23 protein-coding genes are annotated in these 23,089 nt (G+C 56.8%); 21 read left to right on the forward strand and 2 right to left on the reverse strand.

Going from position 1 to position 23,089, the window contains the following annotated elements:
- Positions 1-15: 15 nt before the first annotated feature.
- The 6 genes from ACFPQ4_RS21960 to hemW all read left to right on the forward strand — a co-directional run bounded on the left by ACFPQ4_RS21960 (position 16) and on the right by hemW (position 8,287).
- The gene (locus ACFPQ4_RS21960) at positions 16-843 is read left to right on the forward strand and encodes an alpha/beta hydrolase family protein (protein WP_378114062.1); all 828 of its coding nucleotides are present in this window, start codon (positions 16-18) and stop codon (positions 841-843) included.
- Positions 840-1,472: a nitroreductase family protein gene (locus ACFPQ4_RS21965; protein WP_378114063.1), complete on the forward strand. Its 633-nt coding sequence runs from the start codon at positions 840-842 to the stop codon at positions 1,470-1,472. Before ACFPQ4_RS21960 ends, ACFPQ4_RS21965 begins: the two co-directional genes overlap by 4 nt.
- Positions 1,469-2,743: an MFS transporter gene (locus tag ACFPQ4_RS21970; RefSeq protein WP_378114064.1), complete on the forward strand. Its 1,275-nt coding sequence runs from the start codon at positions 1,469-1,471 to the stop codon at positions 2,741-2,743. Before ACFPQ4_RS21965 ends, ACFPQ4_RS21970 begins: the two co-directional genes overlap by 4 nt.
- Before the next feature lie 280 nt (positions 2,744-3,023).
- Positions 3,024-4,970, forward strand: a complete 1,947-nt coding sequence (locus tag ACFPQ4_RS21975) for an endonuclease MutS2 (protein WP_378114065.1) — start codon at positions 3,024-3,026, stop codon at positions 4,968-4,970.
- A gap of 95 nt (positions 4,971-5,065) precedes the next feature.
- Positions 5,066-6,883 (forward strand): translation elongation factor 4, encoded by a 1,818-nt coding sequence (gene lepA, locus ACFPQ4_RS21980; protein WP_378114066.1) that lies wholly within the window; start codon positions 5,066-5,068, stop codon positions 6,881-6,883.
- Between the two features lie 252 nt (positions 6,884-7,135).
- Positions 7,136-8,287: a radical SAM family heme chaperone HemW gene (gene hemW, locus ACFPQ4_RS21985; protein ID WP_465251456.1), complete on the forward strand. Its 1,152-nt coding sequence runs from the start codon at positions 7,136-7,138 to the stop codon at positions 8,285-8,287.
- 72 nt (positions 8,288-8,359) lie between these two features.
- Here hemW and ACFPQ4_RS21990 read toward each other — a convergent pair whose 3' ends face one another.
- On the reverse strand, positions 8,360-8,650 hold the full coding sequence (locus ACFPQ4_RS21990; protein ID WP_378114068.1) for a DUF1572 family protein: 291 nt from the start codon (positions 8,648-8,650) through the stop codon (positions 8,360-8,362).
- Positions 8,651-8,847: 197 nt separating this feature from the next.
- Here ACFPQ4_RS21990 and ACFPQ4_RS21995 point away from each other — a divergent pair, with 197 nt between their 5' ends.
- The 13 genes from ACFPQ4_RS21995 (at position 8,848) to deoC (ending at position 20,248) form a co-directional block, all read left to right on the forward strand.
- Entirely contained in the window at positions 8,848-9,348 is a 501-nt protein-coding gene (locus ACFPQ4_RS21995; RefSeq protein ID WP_378114069.1) for an N-acetyltransferase, read from the forward strand.
- 132 nt (positions 9,349-9,480) lie between these two features.
- The gene (hrcA, locus tag ACFPQ4_RS22000) at positions 9,481-10,506 is read left to right on the forward strand and encodes a heat-inducible transcriptional repressor HrcA (RefSeq protein WP_378114070.1); all 1,026 of its coding nucleotides are present in this window, start codon (positions 9,481-9,483) and stop codon (positions 10,504-10,506) included.
- Positions 10,507-10,558: 52 nt separating this feature from the next.
- Complete coding sequence (grpE, locus tag ACFPQ4_RS22005; protein ID WP_378114071.1) at positions 10,559-11,149, forward strand: nucleotide exchange factor GrpE; 591 nt, start codon at positions 10,559-10,561, stop codon at positions 11,147-11,149.
- A gap of 85 nt (positions 11,150-11,234) precedes the next feature.
- Positions 11,235-13,082, forward strand: a complete 1,848-nt coding sequence (gene dnaK / locus ACFPQ4_RS22010; protein ID WP_378114072.1) for a molecular chaperone DnaK — start codon at positions 11,235-11,237, stop codon at positions 13,080-13,082.
- 107 nt (positions 13,083-13,189) lie between these two features.
- Entirely contained in the window at positions 13,190-14,308 is a 1,119-nt protein-coding gene (dnaJ, locus tag ACFPQ4_RS22015; protein ID WP_378114073.1) for a molecular chaperone DnaJ, read from the forward strand.
- A gap of 148 nt (positions 14,309-14,456) precedes the next feature.
- Positions 14,457-14,618: a YfhD family protein gene (locus ACFPQ4_RS22020; RefSeq protein WP_378114074.1), complete on the forward strand. Its 162-nt coding sequence runs from the start codon at positions 14,457-14,459 to the stop codon at positions 14,616-14,618.
- 6 nt (positions 14,619-14,624) lie between these two features.
- Positions 14,625-14,975 carry a CBS domain-containing protein gene (locus ACFPQ4_RS22025; protein WP_378114075.1) on the forward strand — a complete coding sequence of 117 codons (351 nt, stop codon included), beginning with the start codon at positions 14,625-14,627 and terminating at the stop codon, positions 14,973-14,975.
- A gap of 134 nt (positions 14,976-15,109) precedes the next feature.
- Positions 15,110-16,099, forward strand: a complete 990-nt coding sequence (gene prmA / locus ACFPQ4_RS22030; protein ID WP_378114076.1) for a 50S ribosomal protein L11 methyltransferase — start codon at positions 15,110-15,112, stop codon at positions 16,097-16,099.
- The gene (locus ACFPQ4_RS22035) at positions 16,096-16,785 is read left to right on the forward strand and encodes a site-2 protease family protein (protein WP_378114077.1); all 690 of its coding nucleotides are present in this window, start codon (positions 16,096-16,098) and stop codon (positions 16,783-16,785) included. Before prmA ends, ACFPQ4_RS22035 begins: the two co-directional genes overlap by 4 nt.
- 84 nt (positions 16,786-16,869) lie before the next feature.
- Positions 16,870-17,646, forward strand: coding sequence for a 16S rRNA (uracil(1498)-N(3))-methyltransferase (locus ACFPQ4_RS22040; RefSeq protein WP_378114078.1), 777 nt, complete (start codon positions 16,870-16,872; stop codon positions 17,644-17,646).
- A gap of 2 nt (positions 17,647-17,648) precedes the next feature.
- Positions 17,649-18,998, forward strand: a complete 1,350-nt coding sequence (mtaB, locus tag ACFPQ4_RS22045) for a tRNA (N(6)-L-threonylcarbamoyladenosine(37)-C(2))-methylthiotransferase MtaB (protein ID WP_378114079.1) — start codon at positions 17,649-17,651, stop codon at positions 18,996-18,998.
- 104 nt (positions 18,999-19,102) lie between these two features.
- On the forward strand, positions 19,103-19,531 hold the full coding sequence (locus ACFPQ4_RS22050) for an NUDIX hydrolase (protein WP_378114080.1): 429 nt from the start codon (positions 19,103-19,105) through the stop codon (positions 19,529-19,531).
- 27 nt (positions 19,532-19,558) lie between these two features.
- A complete protein-coding gene (gene deoC / locus ACFPQ4_RS22055; protein ID WP_378114081.1) occupies positions 19,559-20,248 on the forward strand; it encodes a deoxyribose-phosphate aldolase in 690 nt (229 codons plus the stop codon).
- Positions 20,249-20,278: 30 nt separating this feature from the next.
- Here deoC and ACFPQ4_RS22060 read toward each other — a convergent pair whose 3' ends face one another.
- Entirely contained in the window at positions 20,279-21,259 is a 981-nt protein-coding gene (locus tag ACFPQ4_RS22060) for a Na/Pi cotransporter family protein (protein WP_378114082.1), read from the reverse strand.
- A 101-nt stretch (positions 21,260-21,360) separates the two neighbouring features.
- Between ACFPQ4_RS22060 and ACFPQ4_RS22065 the strand changes: the two genes are divergently transcribed.
- Positions 21,361-22,737 (forward strand): class I SAM-dependent rRNA methyltransferase, encoded by a 1,377-nt coding sequence (locus ACFPQ4_RS22065; RefSeq protein WP_378114084.1) that lies wholly within the window; start codon positions 21,361-21,363, stop codon positions 22,735-22,737.
- A gap of 128 nt (positions 22,738-22,865) precedes the next feature.
- The gene (locus ACFPQ4_RS22070) at positions 22,866-23,087 is read left to right on the forward strand and encodes a hypothetical protein (RefSeq protein ID WP_378114085.1); all 222 of its coding nucleotides are present in this window, start codon (positions 22,866-22,868) and stop codon (positions 23,085-23,087) included.
- Positions 23,088-23,089 lie beyond the last annotated feature (2 nt).

Consider the following 23,089-nt stretch of genomic DNA (forward strand, 5'->3'; position numbering starts at 1 on the left):
GAGGAGGGATTAGAGATGACATCGGAAACGCTTGCCATCGCAAGTTTTGAAATTCCGCAGGCTAACGGTTTGCGCATTCGGGGCGAAGTACGCGTGCTGCAGGACGGGCGTCGCAAGCCCGTCCTCGTGCTCGGGCACGGCTTCCGCGCCCATAGGCTATGGTCGTTCTGGCCGGACGTCGCCAGACGGTTCGCCGAACAGGGGTATTATACGGTGAGCTTCGACTTCGCCCGTATCGCGGCCGAAGAAGATCGGCTAACCGACGAAGCGATCGCGCAAGCCGCGACGTTCGGGCAAGAGCTCGCGGATTGGGAAGCGGTCGTGTCGCGTCTGCGAACGACGGGACTAGGTTTGGAAGGCGATGCGGACATTGAGAACGTTGCCGTCTTAGGACATAGCCGGGCGGCAGGCAGCGGCGTCTTGTTCGCCTCCCGGGAGCCGGCCGTACGCGCCGTCATCGCATGGAACGGGGGAGTATCCGCGCCGAACGCGCCGATCGCTCAGGAAGGCGCGAAATTGACGATCCGCGAGGAGGCGATCCTGGCGGACCTAACCGCGAACGCCGATCGGTACGACGTGGTCGGCACGTACGGAGATCTCGACATTCCCGTGCTCGTCGTCTACGGAACCGCTGATCACGAACGGTTGCTTACGGCCGTTAACGAGCTGCAGGACGCGTACCCCGAGCAATCGTTTGTCGCGATCGGCGGGGCGGACCACTCGTTTAATGCGAAGCACCCGTACGAAGGCTTCACGAAGCATTTGGAAGACGCGCTGGACAATTCGCTCCGTTTTCTGCGGAGAGTATTCTCGAGCGAACTAAACGGAGGAAATACGTTATGAGTACGATACAGACGAAAGACTGGGAGCTTCCCTCCCGGTATTCTGCGGAAGTTTCCGAAGCACGGAAGGCAAATGCTCCCGTTCACCCGCTCGTGCTGAACCGGTGGTCGCCGAGAGCTTACGAGCCGCGCCAGGTGCCGGATGAGCTGCTGGCGACCGTTCTGGAAACCGCCCGATGGGCGCCATCGTCGAGCAATCAGCAGCCTTGGCGGTTTTACGTGGCTCGCACGCCTAAGGAGCACGCGACGTTCTGCAGGTTCATTAAGCCCAACAACCGACTTTGGACGGATGGAGCACCTGTGCTGCTATTGATCGCTTCCGAGAAGCTGAAAGAAAACGGAGATCCGAACGGCTCGCACGCCTTCGATGCAGGCGCGGCATGGGGCATCTTGGCGCTGCAAGCGCAGCTCGTCGGACTATCGACTCGGGCCTTAGGCGGCTTCGATCGCGAGCTGGCTCGCGAGTCGCTCGGCACGCCTGCCAACCTCGAGCTGCACGCGGTTATCGCGCTCGGTTATCGCGCGGATGCGGCTTCGCTTCCCGAAGCTTTGCGCGAGCGGGAGAAGCCTAACGGCCGACGCCCGGCTGAGTCAAGCTTGCTGGCCGTTCCGACCGAAGCGATCGGATGACCGCGTATGCGGGCAGGACGACGCGATTCGTCCACGCGTATTTTCACGCGCTGACTCACCGGAACTATAGGACGTTCTGGCTGGGACAGTGCGTTTCCTTGATCGGGACCTGGGTGCAGAACGTGAGCCAAGCCTGGCTCGTGCTCTCGCTGACAAAGTCGCCGCTTTTACTGGGGATGCTGGGGCTTGCGCAGTTTTTGCCGCTGACGGTACTCTCGTTGTTCGCCGGCGTCATCGTCGACAAGTTCCCGAAGAAGACGATATTGATGGTGACGCAGACTATTGCCATGACGCTCGCGTTCACGACCGCCGTCCTCGTGTTCACGGGGACGATCCGGTTCGAACACATTCTCGTTATGGCGTTCCTGCTAGGGGTATCGAATACGTTCGATATGCCGACGCGGCAATCGATGAATATCGAGCTCGTGGGCCGGGACGATCTTATGAACGCGGTCGCGCTCAACTCGATGACGTTCAACCTGGCGAGAATCGTCGGTCCGTCAGTAGGCACGCTGCTCATAGCGACTGTCGGCGTCGGTTGGTGTTACGTCTTGAACGGCACGTCGTTCATCGTCGTGCTGCTGACGTTGAGGCAACTGAAGCTTACGCCGTTTATCCGGGAAGTACGCGTCGGCAGCACCGTATGGAGCGAAATCCGCGACGGCTTGTCTTACATCCGCTCGAACGCGCAACTGGCGCAAACCGTGCTGCTCGTCGCGATCGTCGGCACGCTCGGCTTTAACTTCAACGTACTCGTCCCGGTGCTCACGCAAGACGTGCTTGGAGCGGGAGCGACGACGTACGGGGCGCTTATGTCGTGCCTAGGCGTCGGATCGCTTATCGGCGCTCTGACGATCGGCATGCGAAGCCGGCGGGGACCGAAGCTGAAGCTGACTGTCGCGCTCAGCATGGTTATCCCGCTAGGGTTGTTGCTGCTCGCGATCGCCCAAACATCGGCGGTGGCGGGTGTCATGCTGCTAATAAGCGGATTTTTGAACATCGCGGTCGCGACGAACAGCAATTCGTTGTTGCAAATTTCCGCGGCCGACGAATATAGGGCTAGAGTTATGAGTGTCTATACGCTCGTGTTCGCGGGCAGTACGCCTTTCGGCAACCTGTTCACGGGCTGGGCGGCCGACAAGTACGGGGTACACCTAGCGTTCCTGTTCTGCGGCTTATTGTCGTTGGCGCTCGGCCTCGCCGTCGTCTACGCATTCCGCGCCCGTAGTAGGCGGGAGCCGCTTGACGGGCGAGCGGCTAGTCGTCTATGATGAAAACACTTCAACCGTTAAGGGGAAAATTAATATGTTGGTCCTGGTTCTTAACTGATAATCCAATAAGCTGTGCCATATGCGAGTACGAATAGCCTTCTGATAAAGGTCTGTTTCGTCGTACGCATAGGCGCGGATGGATGCCAGTGAAGAACCGGTGAAACTTCCTAGCCAACGGGCGTAATAGGAATGTTAAGCCGTGCTCATTCGGGGCACGGCTTTTTTGCGTCCATCGCAATTCGAACCCACACATTAATTAGCCATTAGGAGGCTCCCCCTTTTGAGAACACATGCGCTGAACAAGCTGGAATATTACCGCGTCATCGAGACGCTATTAAGTTACGCTGCGACTTACTTGGGCAGACAACAGATCGAACAACTGCAACCGATCGAAGACATGCCTGTCATCGCGCAAAGGTTGGCTGAAGCCAAAGAGGCGTGCGCCTTGTTAGCCAAAGGAGCGAGCGCGCCGTTGCCTTCGCTCGAAGGCATGGAGACGATAACGGCGCTGCTCGGTACCGGCTACGTGCTTAACGAGCACGATTTCGGACATCTCGCCCAATTCGCCCGAAGCTGCGAGCAACTGAAGCAATACATGGCATCGAAGAAGGCGGAGGCGCCGTCCGTCGCTTCTTACGTGTATGCGATGCACGACTTGAAGCCGCTCCGCGAGCAAATCGAACAGAGCGTCGATCGCGGTAGGATCGTCGATACGGCGAGCGGCAATTTGCACAAAATTCGCAAAAAAATTCGCACCGCCGAAGAACGGCTGCAAAAGCGGCTTGAAGGCATGCTTTCGCATTTGTCCGATATTTTGCAAGAGCGGCTCGTCAGCCAGAGGAACGGAAGATACGTGCTGCCGGTTAAGAAGGAGTACCGCAAACGGGTGCCGGGCACGGTGCTGGACGAATCGGCGAGCGGGCAAACCGTATTCGTGGAGCCTTCCGAAGTCGCGGGGCTTCAATACGAGCTTAGCGCGCTGAGATCCGAAGAGTCGAGAGAGGAATCCCAAATTCTCGCGCAGCTGACCGGAGTCGCCGAGAGCTATGCGCACGAGTTGAACATTAACTTGGAAACGGTAGGACACTACGACTTTTTGTTCGCGAAGGCGAAGTGGGGACACGCGATCGGGGAGACGGCGCCGTCGCTTAACCAAGACCGTAGAATCGACTTGCGCGAAGGGCGCCATCCGCTGCTGTCCGGGACTCCCGTGCCGCTTAACGTACAGCTTGGCGGCGACTATCGTGCGTTGCTCATTACGGGGCCGAATACGGGTGGCAAGACGGTCGCGCTCAAAACCGTAGGTTTGTTGACGCTCATGGCGCAGTCCGGGCTGCTTATTCCGGCTGCGGAAGGAAGCAGCATAGCCGTCTTCCGGTCGATCGAAGTCGATATCGGAGACGATCAGAGCTTGGATGCCTCGCTTAGTACGTTCTCTTCTCACCTGCGCAACGTGATTGATATTTTGCAGCATGCGGGGAATCGGACGCTCGTGCTGCTCGACGAGCTTGCGACCGGTACCGACCCCGGCGAAGGCGTCGGCTTGTCGATCGCGGTGCTCGAGGAGCTGTACCGCCGCGGCGCGAGCTTAATGGCCACGACCCATTTTAACGAGATCAAGGAATACGCCCGCGTAACGCCCGGCTTCAAAAACGCGAGAATGGCGTTCGATGAAGAGACGCTTAGGCCGTTATACCGGCTGGACATGGGCGAAGCCGGCAACAGCTATGCGTTCGTCATCGCCGCGAAGCTCGGCATCCCGCCTCACATTATCGAACGGGCTCGGGTCATAACGGGTAGCTTGAAACCGGGTGATACCGCCGGGAGCTCGGGCGAGCCGATCGTTATTCCCGTCGCTCAGCACCTCGAACCTTCCGGAGGGACGAAACCGCAATCCGCTCGCGCCAAGCAACAAGCGCAACAGCCGCTCCCCGTGCAACCGGATTGGGAGGTCGGCGATGTCGTGTTCATCCCTCATCTGAAGCGAACCGGCGTCCTGTTCAGATTACCGGACGAGAGAGGCAACGTAACGATTCAAGTCCAAAAGGACAAGATCGTCCTGAACCACAAGCGCGTGCGCCGTTATATCGAGCGCAAGGTGCTGTATCCGGACCAGGACTACGACATGGACATCGTCTTCGACACGGTCGCCAATCGCAAGAAGCGCAAGCTCATGAGCAAACGTCACGTCGATGGCATTACGATCGAGTCGTCGTCCGAGAAGTAACCGGTACAACCATTCATTGATGCATCCGTCCGGCACTGCTATAATGAAGTGATAGTCAATGGACGCAAGGAACCGGCTGGAGGGTAATTATTTTAATGGCAGAACCGACAATCAAACAAAGCCATATCCGTAATTTCTGTATTATCGCGCACATCGACCACGGCAAATCGACGTTGGCCGACCGCATATTGGAATTCACCGGAGCGCTCACGTCCCGCGAAATGCAGGCTCAAGTGCTCGATTCAATGGACCTAGAGCGCGAACGCGGCATTACGATTAAGCTTCAGGCGGTACGCTTGAGATACAAAGCCGATAACGGCGAAACTTATTTGTTGCACCTGATCGATACGCCCGGGCACGTCGACTTCACGTACGAAGTATCGCGCAGCTTGGCGGCATGCGAAGGCGCAATTCTCGTCGTCGATGCCGCGCAGGGCATCGAGGCGCAAACGCTCGCGAACGTTTATCTCGCGCTGGATAACAACCTGGAAATCGTACCGGTCATCAACAAGATCGACTTGCCGAGCGCGGAACCCGAGCGCGTTAAGCAGGAAGTCGAGGACGTCATCGGTCTCGACGTCAGCGACGCTGTGCTCGCTTCGGCGAAGAACGGTATCGGCATCAAGGAAATTCTGGAGCAAATCGTAGCAAAAGTGCCGGCGCCGCAAGGCGATCGGAACAAGCCGCTTAAAGCGCTTATTTTCGACTCCCATTACGATGCATACCGGGGCGTCGTCTGCTACATTCGCGTCATCGACGGCGTGATCCGTCCGGGCACGAAGATGAAGTTCATGGCGACGGGCGCGCAATTCGAGGTCGTCGAGATCGGTACGTTCATGCCGAGACAGACGGCCGTCGACGAGCTAGGACCTGGCGACGTAGGTTATGTGGCCGCTTCTATCAAGAACGTGAAGGACACGCGCGTAGGGGATACGATTACGGACGCGAAAAACCCGACTCCGGAAGCGCTGCCGGGCTACCGCCGCATTAACCCGATGGTGTTCTGCGGACTGTTCCCGATCGAGTCTACGGACTATAACGATTTGCGCGACGCGCTCGAGAAGCTAGAGCTGAACGATGCTTCCCTTCGTTTCGAGCCCGAATCGTCGCAAGCGCTCGGCTTCGGCTTCCGTTGCGGCTTCCTCGGCATGCTCCACATGGAGATCATCCAGGAGCGCATCGAGCGCGAGTTCAACATTCCGCTCATTACGACCGCGCCATCCGTTATTTATCACGTCACGCAGACGGACGGACAAATGCTCGAAATCTCGAATCCGGCCGAATATCCGGATACGGCTAAGATCGATTTCGTCGAGGAGCCGTTCGTAAAGGCGTCGATTATCGTGCCGAACGAATATGTCGGCGCGATCATGGAGCTATGCCAAGGCAAACGCGGTGAGTTTATCGACATGCAATACTTGGACACGAACCGCGTCACGCTGAAGTACGACGTTCCGCTCGCGGAAATCGTCTACGATTTCTTCGACCAGCTGAAGTCGAGCACGAAAGGCTACGCGTCGTTCGATTACGAGCTGTCCGGCTACCGTCAATCCAATTTGGTGAAGATGGACATTTTGCTCAACTCCGAGAAGGTCGACGCCCTTTCATTCATCGTTCACCGCGATCGCGCGTACAATCGCGGACGCATTATTTGCGAGAAGCTTAAAGACCTCATCCCGCGTCAAATGTTCGAGGTGCCGATTCAAGCGGCGGTCGGACAGAAGATCGTCTCCCGCGAGACGATCAAGGCGATGCGGAAGAACGTTCTCGCCAAGTGTTACGGTGGGGACATTTCGCGGAAGCGGAAGCTGCTCGACAAGCAGAAGGAAGGCAAGAAGCGGATGAAGCAAGTCGGCAACGTGGAAGTGCCGCAAGAAGCGTTCATGGCCGTACTGAGTTTGGACGACGATTAAAGGCTCATAGCCATGCCGTCCCTATCGATAGCGTTATCGAATACCGTTATTGCATCAGATACGCAACGATCATCTAACAATAGCGTTATGCGGTAACGTTATCAGCCTTCTAGCTGGCCACGACGGCTTTCTGGGAGGAAATAACGTTGTCCGGTAACGCTATTCACATTTAACGAATACTAAAATACGGAATTAGCGCGATTCCATACCGCTATTCCCGAAGAGTGGTGAAGCATGAACACGACAAGCGTAATGCCAATGCACACGTGGACTCCGCGGGCGCTGTACATTCATATCCCGTTTTGCACGAACAAGTGCTTTTATTGCGACTTTAATTCCTATGTAGCCGCGGGACAACCGATAGATGCCTACTTGGACGCGTTGGAAAATGAAATGAAGCTCACGGTCGCAACCTTGCCGCCGGAGTCGATCGATACCGTATTCGTGGGCGGCGGAACGCCGACCGTGCTCGATCCCGCGCAGATGACCCGATTCCTCGATTCGGTCCGCAGGCATTTCCCGATCTCGCCGGATGCCGAGTTTACGATGGAAGCGAACCCGGGAACGACCGATCCGGATAAGCTTGCGGCCATGAGAGCGGGCGGCGTTAACCGGATCAGCTTCGGCGCGCAGACGTTCGATAACGGCTTGCTTCAGACGATCGGCCGCATTCATGCCGCGCAAGACGTCGTGCAGAGCATCGCGAACGCCAAAGCCGCGGGCTTCACTAACCTGTCCATCGACCTCATGTTCGGCTTGCCGAACCAGACGCTCGAGCAGCTCAAAGACAGCGTAAACAAAGCGATCGAGCTCGATTTGCCGCATTACTCGCTGTACGGCTTGAAGGTAGAGGAGAACACGCTGTTCCACAGGCTCTATCAACGCGACGAGCTGCCGCTTCCGGAAGAGGAAGAGGAGCTGGCGATGTACGAATATTTAATGGAACGGTTAGGCGGGGAAGGCTACCGTCAATACGAGATCAGCAACTTCGCGAGACCCGGCTACGAGAGCCGCCACAACACGACGTATTGGCGCAACGAGCCGTATTATGGTCTTGGCGCAGGCGCGCACGGCTATGCGCTAGGGCAGCGGCATATGAACATCAAAGGCGTTCAGCCTTATATCGACGCCGCGAACCGGACGCTTCCGCGGTTGGAGACGAATCCGGTCAGCGCGGAAGACGCGATGGGCGACTTCATGATGGTTGGCTTGCGGATGCTGCAAGGCGTCAGCCAGCTAGATTTCGGACGGCAGTTCGGGGGCGCGACGTTGGAAGATGCGTTCGGACCGGCGCTTGCGAAGCTGCAATCGCAAGGTTTGCTAGCGAAGACCGAGCAGGCGGGATACCGTTTGACGCCGCAAGGCGTGCTGCTCGGCAACGAAGTGTTCGGCGCCTTCGTCTAGCTGCGGTTCATGCGCGCGTTAAACGCCGCAGACGCGTTTTTGGCGATACTAAGCGTTCGCCACTCGGCGGATTTATGCGCTTTGGCTGCATAAACGATTAGCGATGTCGTCTACGAATTCGTCGTCGCGGTTACGATCGGGCTTCTCTCCGTCCGTGTTCAGGAAGTCCGTCCAGCGGGATACCATGTTACCGGACAGATGCTTGACGATTACGGCGATGCTGTTGCTCTCGAGGTCCGGCGTCCAGAAAAAGCCGGATTCATCCAGCTGGCTCATTGCTTTATCTCCGAGCTTCTTTTGGCTTTGTAAAACGGCGATGCTAGTTTCGAGCAAATGGTCGGCAAGGTTATCGTTGTTCGGCATGACGCTCTCTCCTTCGGGATGCATGATTTATACACTCATTTTAATCGATTGGCCACGCGTTTACAGATCGTTATTTTTATAGGCCCGATTAATAATCGCATTGACCGGAACTGGAATTGCGTCTTGTTACATCATTCGGATTGTTGTATATTTATTCATATCAATCAGCCAGATCGGGTAGAAAGAAGGGGTGGGTCATGCCCGTTATTTGTCGGAAAGCGAAGTCCGAGGACGTGAATGCGCTCCACGATCTTATACAAGGGTATGCGGCGCAAGGCATTATGCTGCCGCGTTCGCGCGAGGCGCTCGCTCGCAATATCGGCAACTTCGTCGTCGCGGATGACGCTGGCAAGCTAGTCGGCTGCGGGTCGCTCTTGAAGCTTGGCTCGGATCTCGTAGAGATTCGTTCGCTCGGCATCGCCGACGGCTATAAGGGGCAAGGTATCGGAAGCAAGCTCGTCGACGCGCTGATGGCAGAGGCGAAGGAGCAACGGATTCCGAAGGTCATGGCGCTCACCTACGAAGTGTCCTTCTTTCAGAAGAACGGTTTCCATATCGTCGACAAGGAAATTTTTCCGGAGAAAGTATGGACGGATTGCGTCAACTGTCCCAAGCAAAACAATTGCGACGAAATCGCCGTGCTGAAGCGCATCGAATTGATGCCTGAAGCCGCGGAAATGAGCTATGCGAGAACTTGATTTTCCATGCCAAACCGAGCGGGTACGTTCTTGACACGACCGTCTTCGGTTTGGTATTTTTGTATTAGTCGTTAGCACTCGACGAATTTGAGTGCTAACGAAATGAGCGGACCACGCAGAGGAGGACAACGGATGTTAAGCGAACGTCAACGGATGATCTTGGGTGCCATTATCGACGATTACGTACGTTCCGCGGAACCGGTCGGATCGCGCAGCATTTCCAAACGCGCTGACGTGTCCTTCAGTCCGGCAACGATCCGCAACGAAATGGCCGACCTGGAGGAACTGGGCTTGCTGGAGCAGCCTCATACGTCCGCGGGACGTATTCCTTCTATTAAAGGCTATCGTTACTACGTCGATCATCTCGTGACCTTAGACGGTGCGTCGGATCAGGACGTACGCAAGATCCGCAGCTTTTTCGCGGAGAAAATGAATCATTGGGAAGACGTCATCGGTCATGCGGCGACGATTTTGTCCCAGCTTACGAATTATACGTCGATCGTGCTCGGTCCGGAAATTTTCAATACGACGCTGAAGCATTTTCAGCTCGTCCCGATTACCGATGCATCCGCGGTTGCGATTATCGTGGCGAACACCGGACATGTCGAACATCGGACGATCAACATTCCCGAAGGCATAACGATGGAAGACATGAGCAAGATCGTGGCCGTGCTTAACGAGAAGCTAAGCGGCGTACCGTTCTTCCGCGTCAAAGCCGTGCTCCACAGCGAGATTGCCAAGGAACTCAACCGATACGTCGATCATTGCGAAGAAGTGTTGACGCTGCTCGAGCAGGCGATCACCGAGAAGCACGCGCCCAAAGTATTCTTGAGCGGCGCTTCGAATATGCTAACGCAACCCGAATTCAAGGACGTCGACAAGGCGAAGAGCATTCTCGGCATGCTGGAAGAGACGCAAAAATTGACCCAGCTGTTCCAATCGCATCCGGGCGGCATTCAGATCAAAATCGGCACGGAAAACGCGGTCGAAGCGATCAATCAATGCAGTCTCATAACCGCGACGTATTCGCTCGAAGGGCAATCGCTCGGCACGATCGGCATTCTTGGCCCCGTACGCATGGAATACGGGAAAGTCATGAGTTTACTCGATTATTTATCCAAGGATATTGCCTTATTAATGTCCCGAGGGTTCAAATAATAAGTTGTATAGCCCCCTATATAGGGTGGCACGGTAAGGAGGTGAAGACGGCATGAGCACGAACGAGACGAAGGAGTCCGTAGAGATGAACGATCAACACGAAGAAGAAATCATCGCGGAGAACGAGCCATTATCGGGCAATCATAATGCCCCTGCAGACCAAGAGGAAGCAGTCGAAACATCCGGTGAACAAGATTCTAGGCTCGCAGCGCTGGAGCGCTTGGCGGAAGACAATCAGAACCGCTACTTGCGCGCGCAGGCCGATTTCGATAATTTCCGTCGTCGCACGATGAAGGAAAAGGAAGAGTTGGCGCAATACGCGACATCGAAGCTTGTCGGGCAATTGCTGCCCGTGCTGGATAACTTCGAGCGCGCGCTCGCGGCGAACGGGGAAGGCGCGCAAAGCGATTCCTTCGCCAAAGGCGTAGACATGATCTATCGCCAGTTGTCCCAGGTATTGGAAGCCGAAGGCTTGAAACCGATGGACGCGGTCGGTCAACCATTCGATCCGGAGCACCATCAAGCGATTATGCAAGTGGAAAGCGACGAGTACGAGGAAGGCACCGTCGTGGAAGTGATCCAATCCGGTTATTGGCTCAAAGACAAAGTCATTCGCCCTGCGATGGTTAAAGTCAGCGGTTAATACGGGTCCCGTCCGTTAGACGGACGATAGCAATCGATTAAACCGAGCGTTAGAAGCGCACGTATTTGGAGGAGGAGCATTCGACATGAGTAAAGTAATCGGCATTGACTTAGGTACGACGAACTCTTGCGTAGCCGTAATGGAAGGCGGCGAGGCAGTTGTAATCCCTAACGCGGAAGGCAACCGCACGACCCCATCGGTCGTCGGCTTTAAGAAAGACGGCGAACGCGTCGTCGGCGAGACGGCTAAGCGTCAAGCGATCACGAACCCGGACCGCACGGTCATCTCGATCAAGCGTCACATGGGTACGTCCCACAAGGAAACGATCGACGGCAAATCGTATTCCCCGCAAGAAATTTCCGCCATCATCCTGCAAAAGCTGAAAGCGGACGCCGAAGCTTACTTAGGCCAACCGGTAACCCAAGCGGTTATTACGGTTCCGGCATATTTTAACGATAGCCAACGCCAAGCGACCAAAGACGCGGGCAGCATCGCCGGTCTCGAAGTGCTTCGTATCGTCAATGAACCGACGGCTGCGGCGCTCGCATACGGCCTCGAAAAAACCGAAGACCAAACGATTCTCGTGTTCGACCTTGGCGGCGGTACGTTCGACGTTAGTATTCTCGAGCTTGGAGACGGCTTCTTCGAAGTTAAAGCGACGAGCGGCGACAACCACCTCGGCGGCGACGACTTCGACCAAGTGATCATGGAATGGCTGTCCAACGAATTCAAAAAAGAACACGGCATCGAGCTGTTGAAAGATAAAGCTGCGGTTCAACGTCTGAAGGATGCCGCGGAAAAAGCGAAAAAAGAACTGTCCGGCGTATTGACGACGACGATCTCGTTGCCGTTCATTACGGTCGTTGACGGCGTTCCTCAGCATTTGGAGCTTACGCTCAGCCGCGCGAAATTCGACGAGTTGACCGCTTCTTTGGTTGAACGTACGATGGGTCCTACGCGCCAAGCAATGTCCGACGCGGGCATGACGCCTGCCGACATCCACAAAATCGTGCTCGTAGGCGGTTCCACGCGTATTCCTGCCGTCGTCGAAGCGATCAAGAAGCTGACGGGCAAAGAACCTCACAAAGGCGTTAACCCGGACGAAGTCGTTGCGCTCGGCGCAGCCGTTCAAGCCGGCGTTCTGACGGGCGACGTTAAAGACGTCGTATTGCTCGACGTAACTCCGTTGTCCCTCGGTATCGAAACCGCAGGCGGCGTCTTGACGAAAATGATCGATCGCAACACGACGATCCCGACGAGCAAATCGCAAGTGTACTCGACGTACGCGGATATGCAGACGCAAGTCGAAATCCACGTCCTGCAAGGCGAGCGCGCGATGGCGAAAGACAACAAAACGCTCGGTCGCTTCATTTTGAGCGACATTCCGGCGGCTCCTCGCGGCGTTCCGCAAATCGAAGTAACTTTCGATATCGACGCGAACGGTATCGTTAACGTATCCGCACTCGACAAAGGCACGGGCAAGAGCCAAAAAATTACGATTACGTCTTCGAGCGGCCTGAGCAAGGACGAAATCGAGCGGATGCAGAAGGAAGCCGAACTGCATGCGGAAGAAGACAAAACCCGCCGCGAACTGATCGAGACTAAGAACAGCGCCGACCAACTCGTATACACCGTCGACAAAACGCTGAAAGAACTGGGCGACAAAGTCGACGCTAGCGAAATCGAGAAAGCCAACGCGGCGAAAGAGAAAGTTACGGCTGCGCTTCAAGGCGAGAACGCCGAAGAGATTAAAGCGGCTGCCGACGCGCTTAGCGAAATCGTGCAACAGCTGTCGATGAAGCTGTACGAGCAAGCGGCAGCGCAACAAGGCCAAGGCGCGCCTGAAGGCGGTCCTGAAGCTTCGTCCGGACCTAAGAAAGACAACGTCGTCGATGCGGACTACGAAGTCGTCGACGAAGACAAGAAAAACTAAGATTCAATCGCGGCAGCATGCCGCATTAGCTTGGGATAGACCGAAAGTCAAAGCTGCTTCCGCACTGGGCGGAGCCGCTTTGACTTTCCTCATGAGGAGGTGGAGAAGTGGCCGACAAGAGAGATTATTACGAAGTGCTTGGCGTGGATAAAAACGCAGGTGCGGAGGACGTGAAGAAAGCTTACCGCACGTTGGCTCGAAAATATCACCCGGACGTCAACAAGGAACCGGACGCGGAATCGAAATTCAAGGAAGTTAAGGAAGCGTATGACGTGCTGAGCGATGATCAGCAACGCGCGCGTTACGATCAATTCGGCCATCAGGATCCGTCCGCGGGCTTCGGGGGAGGCGGCGCGGACTTCGGAGGCGGCTTCGGCGACATCTTCGATATGTTCTTCGGAGGCGGCGGCGGAAGACGCGATCCGAACGCGCCGCAACGCGGCAACGATCTTCAATATACGATGACGATCGAGTTCAAGGAAGCGGTATTCGGCAAGGAGACTGAAATTACGATTCCGCGCACGGAAACGTGCGACACGTGTCATGGCAACGGTGCGAAGCCGGGAACGAAGCCTGAGACGTGTACGATCTGCCGCGGCTCCGGCCAGCAGGAAGTGGCGCAAAATACGCCTTTCGGGCGTATCGTGAATAGACGCGCGTGCTCCGGCTGCGGAGGCAAAGGCAAGATCATCAAGGAGCGTTGCGGCGGTTGTGGCGGCAGCGGTCAAGTGAAGCGCCAACGTAAAATCTCCGTAAAAATTCCGGCAGGCGTCGATGAGGGTTCGCAGCTTCGCGTAACGGGCGAGGGCGAAGCGGGCGTTCGCGGCGGTCCGGCAGGCGATTTGTATATCGTGCTTCGGGTAAAATCCCACGAGTTCTTCGAACGCGAAGGGGACGATATTTACTGCGAAATTCCGCTTACGTTCGCGCAGGCGGCGCTCGGCGACGAGATCGAAATTCCGACGCTGACGGAAAAAGTCAAGCTCAAGGTGCCGGCGGGCACGCAGACCGGAACGTACTTCCGTCTGAAGGGCAAAGGCGTGCCGAAGCTTCGCGGCTACGGCCAAGGCGACCAACAAGTCAAAGTAACGGTCGTTACGCCTACGCAGCTAAGCGAAGATCAACGCGAGCTGCTTCGCGAATTCGCGAGCAAAAACGGCGAGTCGACGCACGAGCAGCACCAATCGATTTTCGAGCGGATGAAACGCGCGTTTCGCGGGGACTAATTAACTCCAATTAGAAAGCTGTTCGCAATCGGTTCGCCGAGCTGCGGGCAGCTTTTTTGGCATGGAATAACCTCCACCCCGATGGTGCAATCTAATGGAGATTTGCCGGGCCGCTCATGGCCCGTATCGAATAGGAGGAATCTTACCCATGTCCAAACGAGAATTGTCCCAAGGCATGACGAGCAGCCAATTGCCGATCGCATCCGATCAAGACGTCGAGTTCGCGGACGAGCTCGCCGACGAGGAAGATCAAGAAGCGCAAGAGCGGGCGGCCGCCGCGAATCGTCGCGTCTTGAACGAGGGAGTGTGACCGCGATTGGAGATGCAGTCTTTACAGGCGGCATTTAACTCGCAGGGCGAGGCGGAATCGGCCATCCGCAAGCTGTCATCGCTTCGCGCCGATCAGTTCAGGCTGGAACGGCTCGCAGGCTCGGGCTTAGCCCCGCGGTCGACGCCCGTGATGGAAGCGATGACTTCGTCCCATGCATTCACAGATACGGACGATATTTTTACCGATGCCGCGCCCGCGTTCGCGGTTGAATCTTCCAGCACGTTAGGCGAATTCGCAAGCCCGGAGGCGCTCTTCTCGCTTTCCGTTAAAGTTCCGGGTTCGGCGATGGAGCAAGCGCGTTCGGTCATCCAACAGGCCGGAGGGCTTTTATCTTAAGGCAAGTAACGCGTCTCTCCTATCGGAGGGCGCGTTTTTGTATGGGCTTTGCGCCGAGCAATTTGGAACGTGTATAATGAAGGGTACGAAAGCCGATACACCGTCTGGGTTGCATACATAGGAGGAGAATGCATTTGCGCTGGCATGAATTGACCGTCTTGGCGACGGAATCGTCTCAAGAGATGGTTACCCATTTTTTAACGGAATTAGGCGCGGGGGGCGTCTCGGTCGAAGAGGGCTGGGACGAGAACAAACCTCGCGATACGAAATATGGCGAACTGTACGATCGTCCGCTCAACGAAATTCGTAAAGGCTACGCGGAGTTCAAAGCTTATTTTGCCGAAGGGACGGACATGGCGGCGATCGCGGCGGAGCTGCGCGTTCTGCTGGCCGGGCTTCCCGAATATGGCTATGATGCGGGCGAGTTCACGATCTCGACGGGCGACGTTCACGAGGACGATTGGGCGCACGCGTGGAAAAAATATTTCAAGCCTATCGCGGTTACGGAGCGGCTGACGATCAAGCCGACTTGGGAAGAGTATACGCCGCGTCACGAAGGCGAGCTCATTATCGAGCTTGACCCCGGCATGGCATTCGGGACGGGCACTCACCCGACGACGGCGTTATGCTTACGGGCGCTGGACAATGCGATTGCCGGCGGCGAACAAGTGATCGACGTAGGGACGGGCTCGGGCATTCTCGCGATCGGCGCGATCAAGCTGGGCGCGGACAAAGTGCTAGCCGTCGATCTCGATCCGGTAGCGGTTACGAACGCCAAAGAGAATATCGCCCAGAACGGACTTCAGGAAGTTATCGAAGCGAGGGAAAGCGATCTGCTCGGCGTCCTGAACGGTAGGGATACAAGAGACAATGCCAATGCCGTAAAACCGCCCGTCGATATCGTCGTGGCGAACATTCTCGCCGAAATTATTTTGCTATTCTTGGACGACGTGAGGGACGTATTGAAGCCGGGCGGCATCTATATTTGCTCCGGCATCTATAAGAACAAGGAAATGGCCGTAGAGGCGGGATTGCTCGCGGCAGGGTTCGAGATCGTAGACAAGCTCCGGCAAGAGGAATGGATCGCGTTCGTTGCCGGTAAGCCGAAGGGGGATGGCGAGTGAGCTTATTTTGGTTCCCGATCGAGTATTTACCGGTCATCGTCTTAATTATGCTGGTCGCGTTCACGGTGCACGAGTGGGCGCACGCATGGACCGCTTGGAAGTTCGGCGACGATACGGCTTACCGCGAAGGCCGGGTGACGCTGAATCCGAGAGCGCACCTCGACTTGATCGGCATGCTGTTCCTGCTGCTTGCGGGCTTCGGTTGGGCGAAGCCTGTGCCGGTGCGCCGCAGCCGCTTTAAAAATCCTCGCGTCATGAGCATTCTCGTGACGGCAGCAGGTCCGATCAGCAACTTTTTGCTGGCTTTCGTCTTCTTGCTAGCTATCGACGTCCTGCACGCTTTCGGATTGTTCGCGGATCCTTCGGCCTCATACATGGACAGATTGATCGATTTTATTAGCTTATGGTGGCAAATTAATCTCGCGTTATTCCTGTTTAACCTGATCCCGATTCCGCCGTTGGACGGCTATCGGATCGTAGAAGAGTTTCTGCCGATCCGCACGCGCATTCAGATCCAGGAGAAGGCGCAGTGGGCGACGTTTATTTTCCTGTTGCTCATCTTCTTGCCGCCGCTTCGCGATCATACGATCGGTCCGCTAATGGATTTGCGTATTCCGATCGTCAAAGGCATGATCCACGTGCTGAACGCATGGTTCCCCGGGGGCTTCTTCGCCTATTGGGTCTAGTCTTCGGTACTAAATAAAGGATTATGGCGAATGTCGAATTTTCGCGGTATGATGTGGGATGGAGTTTAAGCAGGAGGCTAGGTCATGCAACGTTATTTCGTGCCTCCGGCGCAACTGGGGGCTGAAGCCGTGGCGCTCGAAGGCGATGACGCCCGGCATTTGGCGCAGGTCATGAGAGCGAAACCGGGCGATAAATTCATCGCGTGCGACGGCTCGGGCCGCGAAGTGTTGGCTAAGATCGTTACGGTAGACAAAGATAAAGTGAATGCGGACATCGTCGAGGAACGGATTTCCGGAGCCGAGATGGCTTGGCGGGTGACCGTCGCGCAAAGCTTGCCCAAAGGCGACAAGCTGGAGACGGTCATTCAAAAAGGGACGGAGGCGGGCGCCGCGGCGTTCTTGCCGTTCTTGTCCAAGCGAACCGTCGTCCAATACGACGAACGCAAGGAAGCCAAACGCATAGACCGCTGGCGCAAAATCGCGAAGGAAGCGGCGGAGCAGAGCCACAGGAGCATCGTCCCCGAAGTGATGGCGGTTAGTACGTGGAAAGCGTTAGTCGGCAAGATCGGCGGATACGACCTCGTGCTCATGTGCTACGAAGAAGAAGGCCGCGCAGGCAACGGGCTGAAGCGCGCGTTGACGGAGTTTGAGGCTTCGATTCGAACGAAATCCATCAATGCGCCTTGCATCCTTATCGTCGTCGGTCCGGAAGGCGGATTCGACGAGCAGGAGGCGGCTGCCGCTTCCGCGGCGGGCGCTAAGTTGATCGGCTTAGGCAAAAGAATATTACGGACGGAGACGGCGGCTCTGTACGCGCTTGCTTGCATTGCTTATGCGTCCGGAGAGCTAGGAGGAGATTAAAGATGCCTAACGTGGCATTTTATACGCTCGGCTGCAAGGTGAATTTCTACGATACGGAAGCGATCTGGCAGTTGTTTAAGAACGAAGGCTATGAACAGGTCGATTTCGAGCAGACGGCGGCCGACGTTTATGTAATCAATACGTGCACCGTGACGAATACCGGCGACAAGAAGAGTCGCCAAATTATTCGTCGCGCCGTGCGCCGCAACCCCGACGCAATCGTCGCGGTCACCGGTTGCTACGCGCAAACTTCGCCGGCGGAAATTATGGCGATCCCGGGCGTCGATCTCGTCGTCGGCACGCAAGACCGCGAGAAGCTGATGTCGTTCATCTCGGACATCCAGAACGAGCGCAAGCCGATTAACGCGGTTCGCAACATTATGAAGACGCGTGAATTCGAGGAGCTCGACGTACCGGATTTCTCCGATCGTACGAGGGCGTTCCTGAAAATCCAAGAGGGCTGCAACAACTTCTGCACGTTCTGCATCATTCCGTGGTCGCGCGGGCTATCGCGTAGCCGCAAACCGGACAGCGTGCTGAATCAAGCTCGCCAGCTCGTCGAAGCAGGTTACAAGGAAATCGTCCTGACCGGCATCCATACGGGCGGCTACGGGGACGATCTGGAAAACTACCGTCTTGCGAACTTGCTTTCCGATCTCGACAAGATCGAAGGGTTGGAGCGGATCCGAATCAGCTCGATCGAGGCTTCCCAGATCGACGAGCAGATGATCAAAGTTTTGAACGGCTCGCCTAAGATGTGCCGCCATTTGCACATTCCGTTGCAAGCCGGAGACGACGCGATCTTGAAGCGGATGCGCCGCAAATATACGACCGCTGAATTCGCGGAGAAGATTCGTCTCCTTCACGAGGCTATGCCCGGCGTAGCGATAACGACGGACGTCATCGTCGGCTTCCCCGGCGAAACCGAGGAGCAGTTCGAGAACGGCTTCCGCTTCATGGAGCAGATGAAGTTTGCGGAGATGCACGTTTTCCCTTATTCGAAGCGCACGGGTACGCCTGCGGCCAGAATGGAAGACCAGGTGGACGAAGAACTCAAGCATGAGCGCGTGCATAAGCTGATCGATTTGTCCGAGCGCATGCAAGCCGCTTACGGACGCGAATGGGTCGGCCAAGTGTTGGACGTCATACCGGAGCGCGAAGCCAAAGGGCTCGAAGGCCAAGGACTCGTATCCGGCTATACGGACAATTACATTCAAGTCGTACTGAACGGCGATCCGTCGCTCATCGGCAAGCTGTGCCGCGTGCGGATTACGGATTCCGGCGTTAACGAGTGCAAAGGGCAACTGCTCGAAGTCATCGATGCGGAACGGCCGGTCGCGCTGCAAGCATAAACGAAGCAAGGAAAGATTTCATTCCGGGCAAGTCGCGGTTGCGAGAGCTATCCAAGACGGCGCGGAATGAAGTCTTTTTCTCATAGTCAGGGGAGAGATGGCGAATGGTTAAAGAAACTTCGGGCGGCGGCGTCGTGTATAGACGTCGCGAGGGCAAGCTGGAAATCCAGCTCATCGAGGACAGGTTCGGACGAATGACGATCGCCAAAGGCAAAATGGAGCCGGGAGAGACGATCGAGCAGACGGCGTTGCGCGAAATCCAAGAGGAGACCGGCATCGTCGGAGATTTGAAGGATAAGCTGATGGTCGTCGGCTACACCTATGAGCACCAATCGTTAGGCACGGTGGAGAAAACCGTGTTTTACTTCTTGGTAGAAGCGCGCGAAGGCGCGCTAGTCGCGCAAGTCGAAGAAATAACCGGCGTAGGCTGGTACGCGGCGGATCGAGCATGGGAGCTGCAGCAGACGCAAGGCTACGATAACAATAACGAAGTTTTGCGCGTAGCGCTCGGCAGGCTGGGCCACAAGGTCTAGAACGGTAAGTACACGGAGGCATCATCAGTGGCAGAAGAACGTAATTTTCCGATATGGTTGCCTGGGCAACCTTTAGCGGCATTTATCGATTATACGCATTTAGTCGCGGAATCCGGCGCCAAAGAACTGATCAGCCTGTGCGACGCGGCCGAATCCGGAGGCTTCCATAGCGTCTGCGTCAACGGCGGCTGGGTTCGGTTATGCCGCGAGCGGCTCGGCGCCACGAGCGTGAAGGTGAGCGCGGTCGTCGGTTACCCGCTGGGTGCGCAAGCGACGCGGGCGAAGGCGTTCGAAGCGGCGGCGGCATTGGAGGACGGCGCGTCCGAGATCGACATGGTGATCGCGGTCGGCAAGCTGAGGGACGGGGATATCGACGCGGTCGAACGCGATATTTCCGCCGTCGTTCAAGCCATGCAAGGCGGCGCGCTCATTAAGGTCATCGTGGAAACGGGCTATTTGACGGAAGAGCAAATCCGAATCGCCGGCAAGCTGGCGGCGGAAGCGGGCGCGGACTTCGTGCAGACTTGTACCGGTTACGGCGGAAGAGGGGCATCGGTGTCTGACGTGCGCCTGTTGCGCGAAGCGGTCGGCGAGACGATCGGCGTTAAAGCGTCCGGAGGGATCCGCGATACCGCTACGGCGATCGCGTTTTTGAACGCGGGCGCCAACCGGATCGGGACGAGCGCCGGGGTCGCGGTCGCCATGGGCGGACGATAATCGCAAGCCGGCAGCGGTCAGCACCGCGGCTTAGGCGGACGGAGAGATCGATGCGGGCTTGCGCCAGCGAGGCAAGTAAGCGAGCGGCAGCGCGATCAGCGAGCAGAGCACGTTGAACAGCGTTTGCGCGTGCGCGATTTGCGCGGAAGGATCGCCCGGAGATATCGCCGCGGCCGCGGCGTGAAGCGCGCCGATGAGCGGATAGAACAACAACGCGCCGGCGCTGTTAAGCGCGAGTTGGGACAGCGCGACGAATCGTCCGCCTCGTCCGCCGCCGATCGATGCGACCAGACCGGTGAAGCAGGTACCGACATTGGCCCCGAGTACGATGGCGATGCCTGCTTCGGGCGATAAGGCGCCAGTCGCGGCTAATCCCATGCTTAAGGCGATAACCGCCGCGCTGGAGTGTACGAGCGCCGTGAGCGCCGCGCCTCCTAGAACGCCCCACACCGGATTGTCCGCCGCATGGCGCATGAGGGCGTCGAACGTACCGCTCGCTTGCAGCGACGGGCCCATGCTTTGCAATATTTTAAATCCTAATAGCAATAGACCGAACCCTCCGAAAGCTAAGCATACATAACGGAGCGTTAAAGCGTGCTTGGACGGCGCGGAGGCGATGCGCACTTCGTAGAGAAGCGCGGTAATCATCCATCCGACTAGCGCTGCGGCGAAGATCGAGAAGCCGAAGCGATGAAGCTTTAAGCTCATCAGTTCCGTCGTCAAGCAAGTCCCGACGTTCGTGCCGAGGATGATGCCGAAGCTGCGCGAGAGCGTGAGCCATCCGGCGTTCACGAAGCCGATCGTCAAGACGGTGACGGCCGTGCTGCTCTGCAGCAACGCCGAAGCGGCCGTTCCGACGGCAAATCCGCGAAGCGGCGTTGCGGTCGAACGGGCTACCCACAACGACAGACGTTGTCCGGCCCAACGCTGGAGGGCGATTTCCATAACCTTCATGCCCGAGAGCAACAGCGCGAATCCGAGCAAGGACGGAACGACGATGTCGGTTAGCATAACGATTATCCTTCCTGCCGTAAGGCATTGCTATCGAACTTTCTAGAAGAGTATGCGAGCGCAGGACAAGTTTATGAACGAAACGAGGAGCGTGAGGACGAATGGGAACAAGAGCGGCAGTATGGCTGAACAAAGGCAGAAGGCCTCGGTTAGAGGAAGGCCATCCTTGGGTTTACGCGAACGAGATCGCCAAGACGGAAGGCGAGGCCGAGCCGGGTCAGCTCGTCGAAGTGAAGGATCACCGGGGGATGCTACTTGGAAGCGGGTACTGGAATCCCGCATCCCAGCTGACGGTGCGAATCGTATCGTACGGTTCGCTGGAAGCGATGGACGAGGCGTTCTTCCGCAAGCGGTTCACCTTTGCGCTGGCGCATCGGGACAGATTTCTCGGAGCAGGCGCATCTTGCCGGGTGGTCTATGGCGAGGCTGATTTCTTGCCGGGCTTGATCGTTGACCGTTTCGGGAGCGTGCTTGTCGTGCAGGTGTTGACCCTCGGAATGGAAAAGGCAAAGGAAGCTTGGCTTCCCGCGTTGATAGAGGTGTTCAAGCCAACCGGCATTTACGAGCGCAGCGATGTAGGCGTGAGAACGCTAGAAGGGCTCGAGGAGCGCACGGGCGTGCTCTACGGCGAATGTCCGAGACATATCGAGATTGAAGAAAACGGCTTGAAGGTACAAGTCGATATCGAAGGCGGCCAAAAAACCGGTTACTTCTTCGACCAGCGCGAGAATCGCGCGGCGATCGAGCCGCTGATCGGCGGCTGGGGCTCGCGCAGCGGGATCCAACTGGAACAACGCGACGGCGCGCTCGTGCCGGTCAACGCCAAAGGCAGCGTCGTCACGTTCCCGTACTGGGACGGCGCGACAGTACTCGAATGCTTCGCCCATACGGGGAGCTTCACGCTTCACGCCTGCAAGTACGGTGCGAAGAAAGTAACTTGCCTCGATATTTCGGAGCATGCGCTGGAGACGGCGCGGCATAACGTGGAGATCAACGGCTTCACCGACCGGGTGGAGTTCGTGGCCGCCGACGCGTTCGAATATTTGCGCCTGCAGGTTAAGGGACGCGAAGAACGGGCGGCTCGCGCGAACGCCAGCGCGGCCGGCGCCAAAGTCGACACTTCCAAGCCGCTGACGACGGAAGCCCGCACGTGGGACGTCATTATTCTCGACCCTCCGGCGTTCGCCAAGACGAAGCGTGCGGTAGAAGCCGCTTGCCGCGGGTATAAGGATATTAACCTGCAGGCGATGAAGCTGCTGAACGAGGGCGGCTACCTCGTTACCGCAAGCTGCTCGTTCCATGTCCGTCCCGAGCTGTTCCTCGAGACGATCCAAGAAGCGGCCAAAGACGCGGGCAAAATCATTCGCCGCGTCGAATGGAACGGCGCGGGCAAAGACCATCCGCAGTTGGCTGGCGTCGAGGAGGGCCACTATTTGAAGTTCGGCATTTTCGAAGTGCGCAGCCGCAAAGAACTGTAGGCGGATTTGTCGAATTTCGTTAAGAAAGTGTTAGTAAAAATGAGTTTCCCGCTCTTCGAATTCCACGAACATTCCTAACGCGTTCCTTTTATGCTTAGCCTATAGGTTAAGGAACGGAGGGAACGAACATGGTGCATGACGTGATCCTTTTCGGCAAACGGGCGGTGCCTCTCGATAACCGGGCGAAGGCGCCGAGCAGCAGAAGCCGATTCACGAGCCGCATTCGGGACTTGTCGGACGATCTCGATTTTCGTCGCCGCTGGAAGCACGTAAGCTACATCGAGCTTTGGTCGGACGCGGCGATTTTCAAGTACGAGGACGGCAGCAAGTGGTATATGAATATTTCATAAAA

It is taken from the genome of Cohnella yongneupensis (assembly GCF_042655785.1).
Taxonomy (GTDB): domain Bacteria; phylum Bacillota; class Bacilli; order Paenibacillales; family Paenibacillaceae; genus Cohnella; species Cohnella yongneupensis.

What these genes read in the sequence shown, in the direction of transcription:
- ACFPQ4_RS21990 (WP_378114068.1), bottom strand. Translation starts at nt 8,650, where the DNA reads ATGCCGAACAACGATAACCTTGCCGACCATTTGCTCGAAACTAGCATC.
- lepA (WP_378114066.1), top strand. Translation starts at nt 5,066, where the DNA reads ATGGCAGAACCGACAATCAAACAAAGCCATATCCGTAATTTCTGTATT.
- ACFPQ4_RS21995 (WP_378114069.1), top strand. Translation starts at nt 8,848, where the DNA reads ATGCCCGTTATTTGTCGGAAAGCGAAGTCCGAGGACGTGAATGCGCTC.
- ACFPQ4_RS22060 (WP_378114082.1), bottom strand. Translation starts at nt 21,259, where the DNA reads ATGCTAACCGACATCGTCGTTCCGTCCTTGCTCGGATTCGCGCTGTTG.
- dnaK (WP_378114072.1), top strand. Translation starts at nt 11,235, where the DNA reads ATGAGTAAAGTAATCGGCATTGACTTAGGTACGACGAACTCTTGCGTA.
- ACFPQ4_RS22020 (WP_378114074.1), top strand. Translation starts at nt 14,457, where the DNA reads ATGTCCAAACGAGAATTGTCCCAAGGCATGACGAGCAGCCAATTGCCG.
- ACFPQ4_RS22065 (WP_378114084.1), top strand. Translation starts at nt 21,361, where the DNA reads ATGGGAACAAGAGCGGCAGTATGGCTGAACAAAGGCAGAAGGCCTCGG.
- ACFPQ4_RS22050 (WP_378114080.1), top strand. Translation starts at nt 19,103, where the DNA reads ATGGTTAAAGAAACTTCGGGCGGCGGCGTCGTGTATAGACGTCGCGAG.
- ACFPQ4_RS22040 (WP_378114078.1), top strand. Translation starts at nt 16,870, where the DNA reads ATGCAACGTTATTTCGTGCCTCCGGCGCAACTGGGGGCTGAAGCCGTG.
- ACFPQ4_RS21965 (WP_378114063.1), top strand. Translation starts at nt 840, where the DNA reads ATGAGTACGATACAGACGAAAGACTGGGAGCTTCCCTCCCGGTATTCT.
- ACFPQ4_RS21970 (WP_378114064.1), top strand. Translation starts at nt 1,469, where the DNA reads ATGACCGCGTATGCGGGCAGGACGACGCGATTCGTCCACGCGTATTTT.
- ACFPQ4_RS22070 (WP_378114085.1), top strand. Translation starts at nt 22,866, where the DNA reads ATGGTGCATGACGTGATCCTTTTCGGCAAACGGGCGGTGCCTCTCGAT.
- hrcA (WP_378114070.1), top strand. Translation starts at nt 9,481, where the DNA reads ATGTTAAGCGAACGTCAACGGATGATCTTGGGTGCCATTATCGACGAT.
- grpE (WP_378114071.1), top strand. Translation starts at nt 10,559, where the DNA reads ATGAGCACGAACGAGACGAAGGAGTCCGTAGAGATGAACGATCAACAC.
- hemW (WP_465251456.1), top strand. Translation starts at nt 7,136, where the DNA reads ATGCCAATGCACACGTGGACTCCGCGGGCGCTGTACATTCATATCCCG.
- mtaB (WP_378114079.1), top strand. Translation starts at nt 17,649, where the DNA reads ATGCCTAACGTGGCATTTTATACGCTCGGCTGCAAGGTGAATTTCTAC.
- ACFPQ4_RS21960 (WP_378114062.1), top strand. Translation starts at nt 16, where the DNA reads ATGACATCGGAAACGCTTGCCATCGCAAGTTTTGAAATTCCGCAGGCT.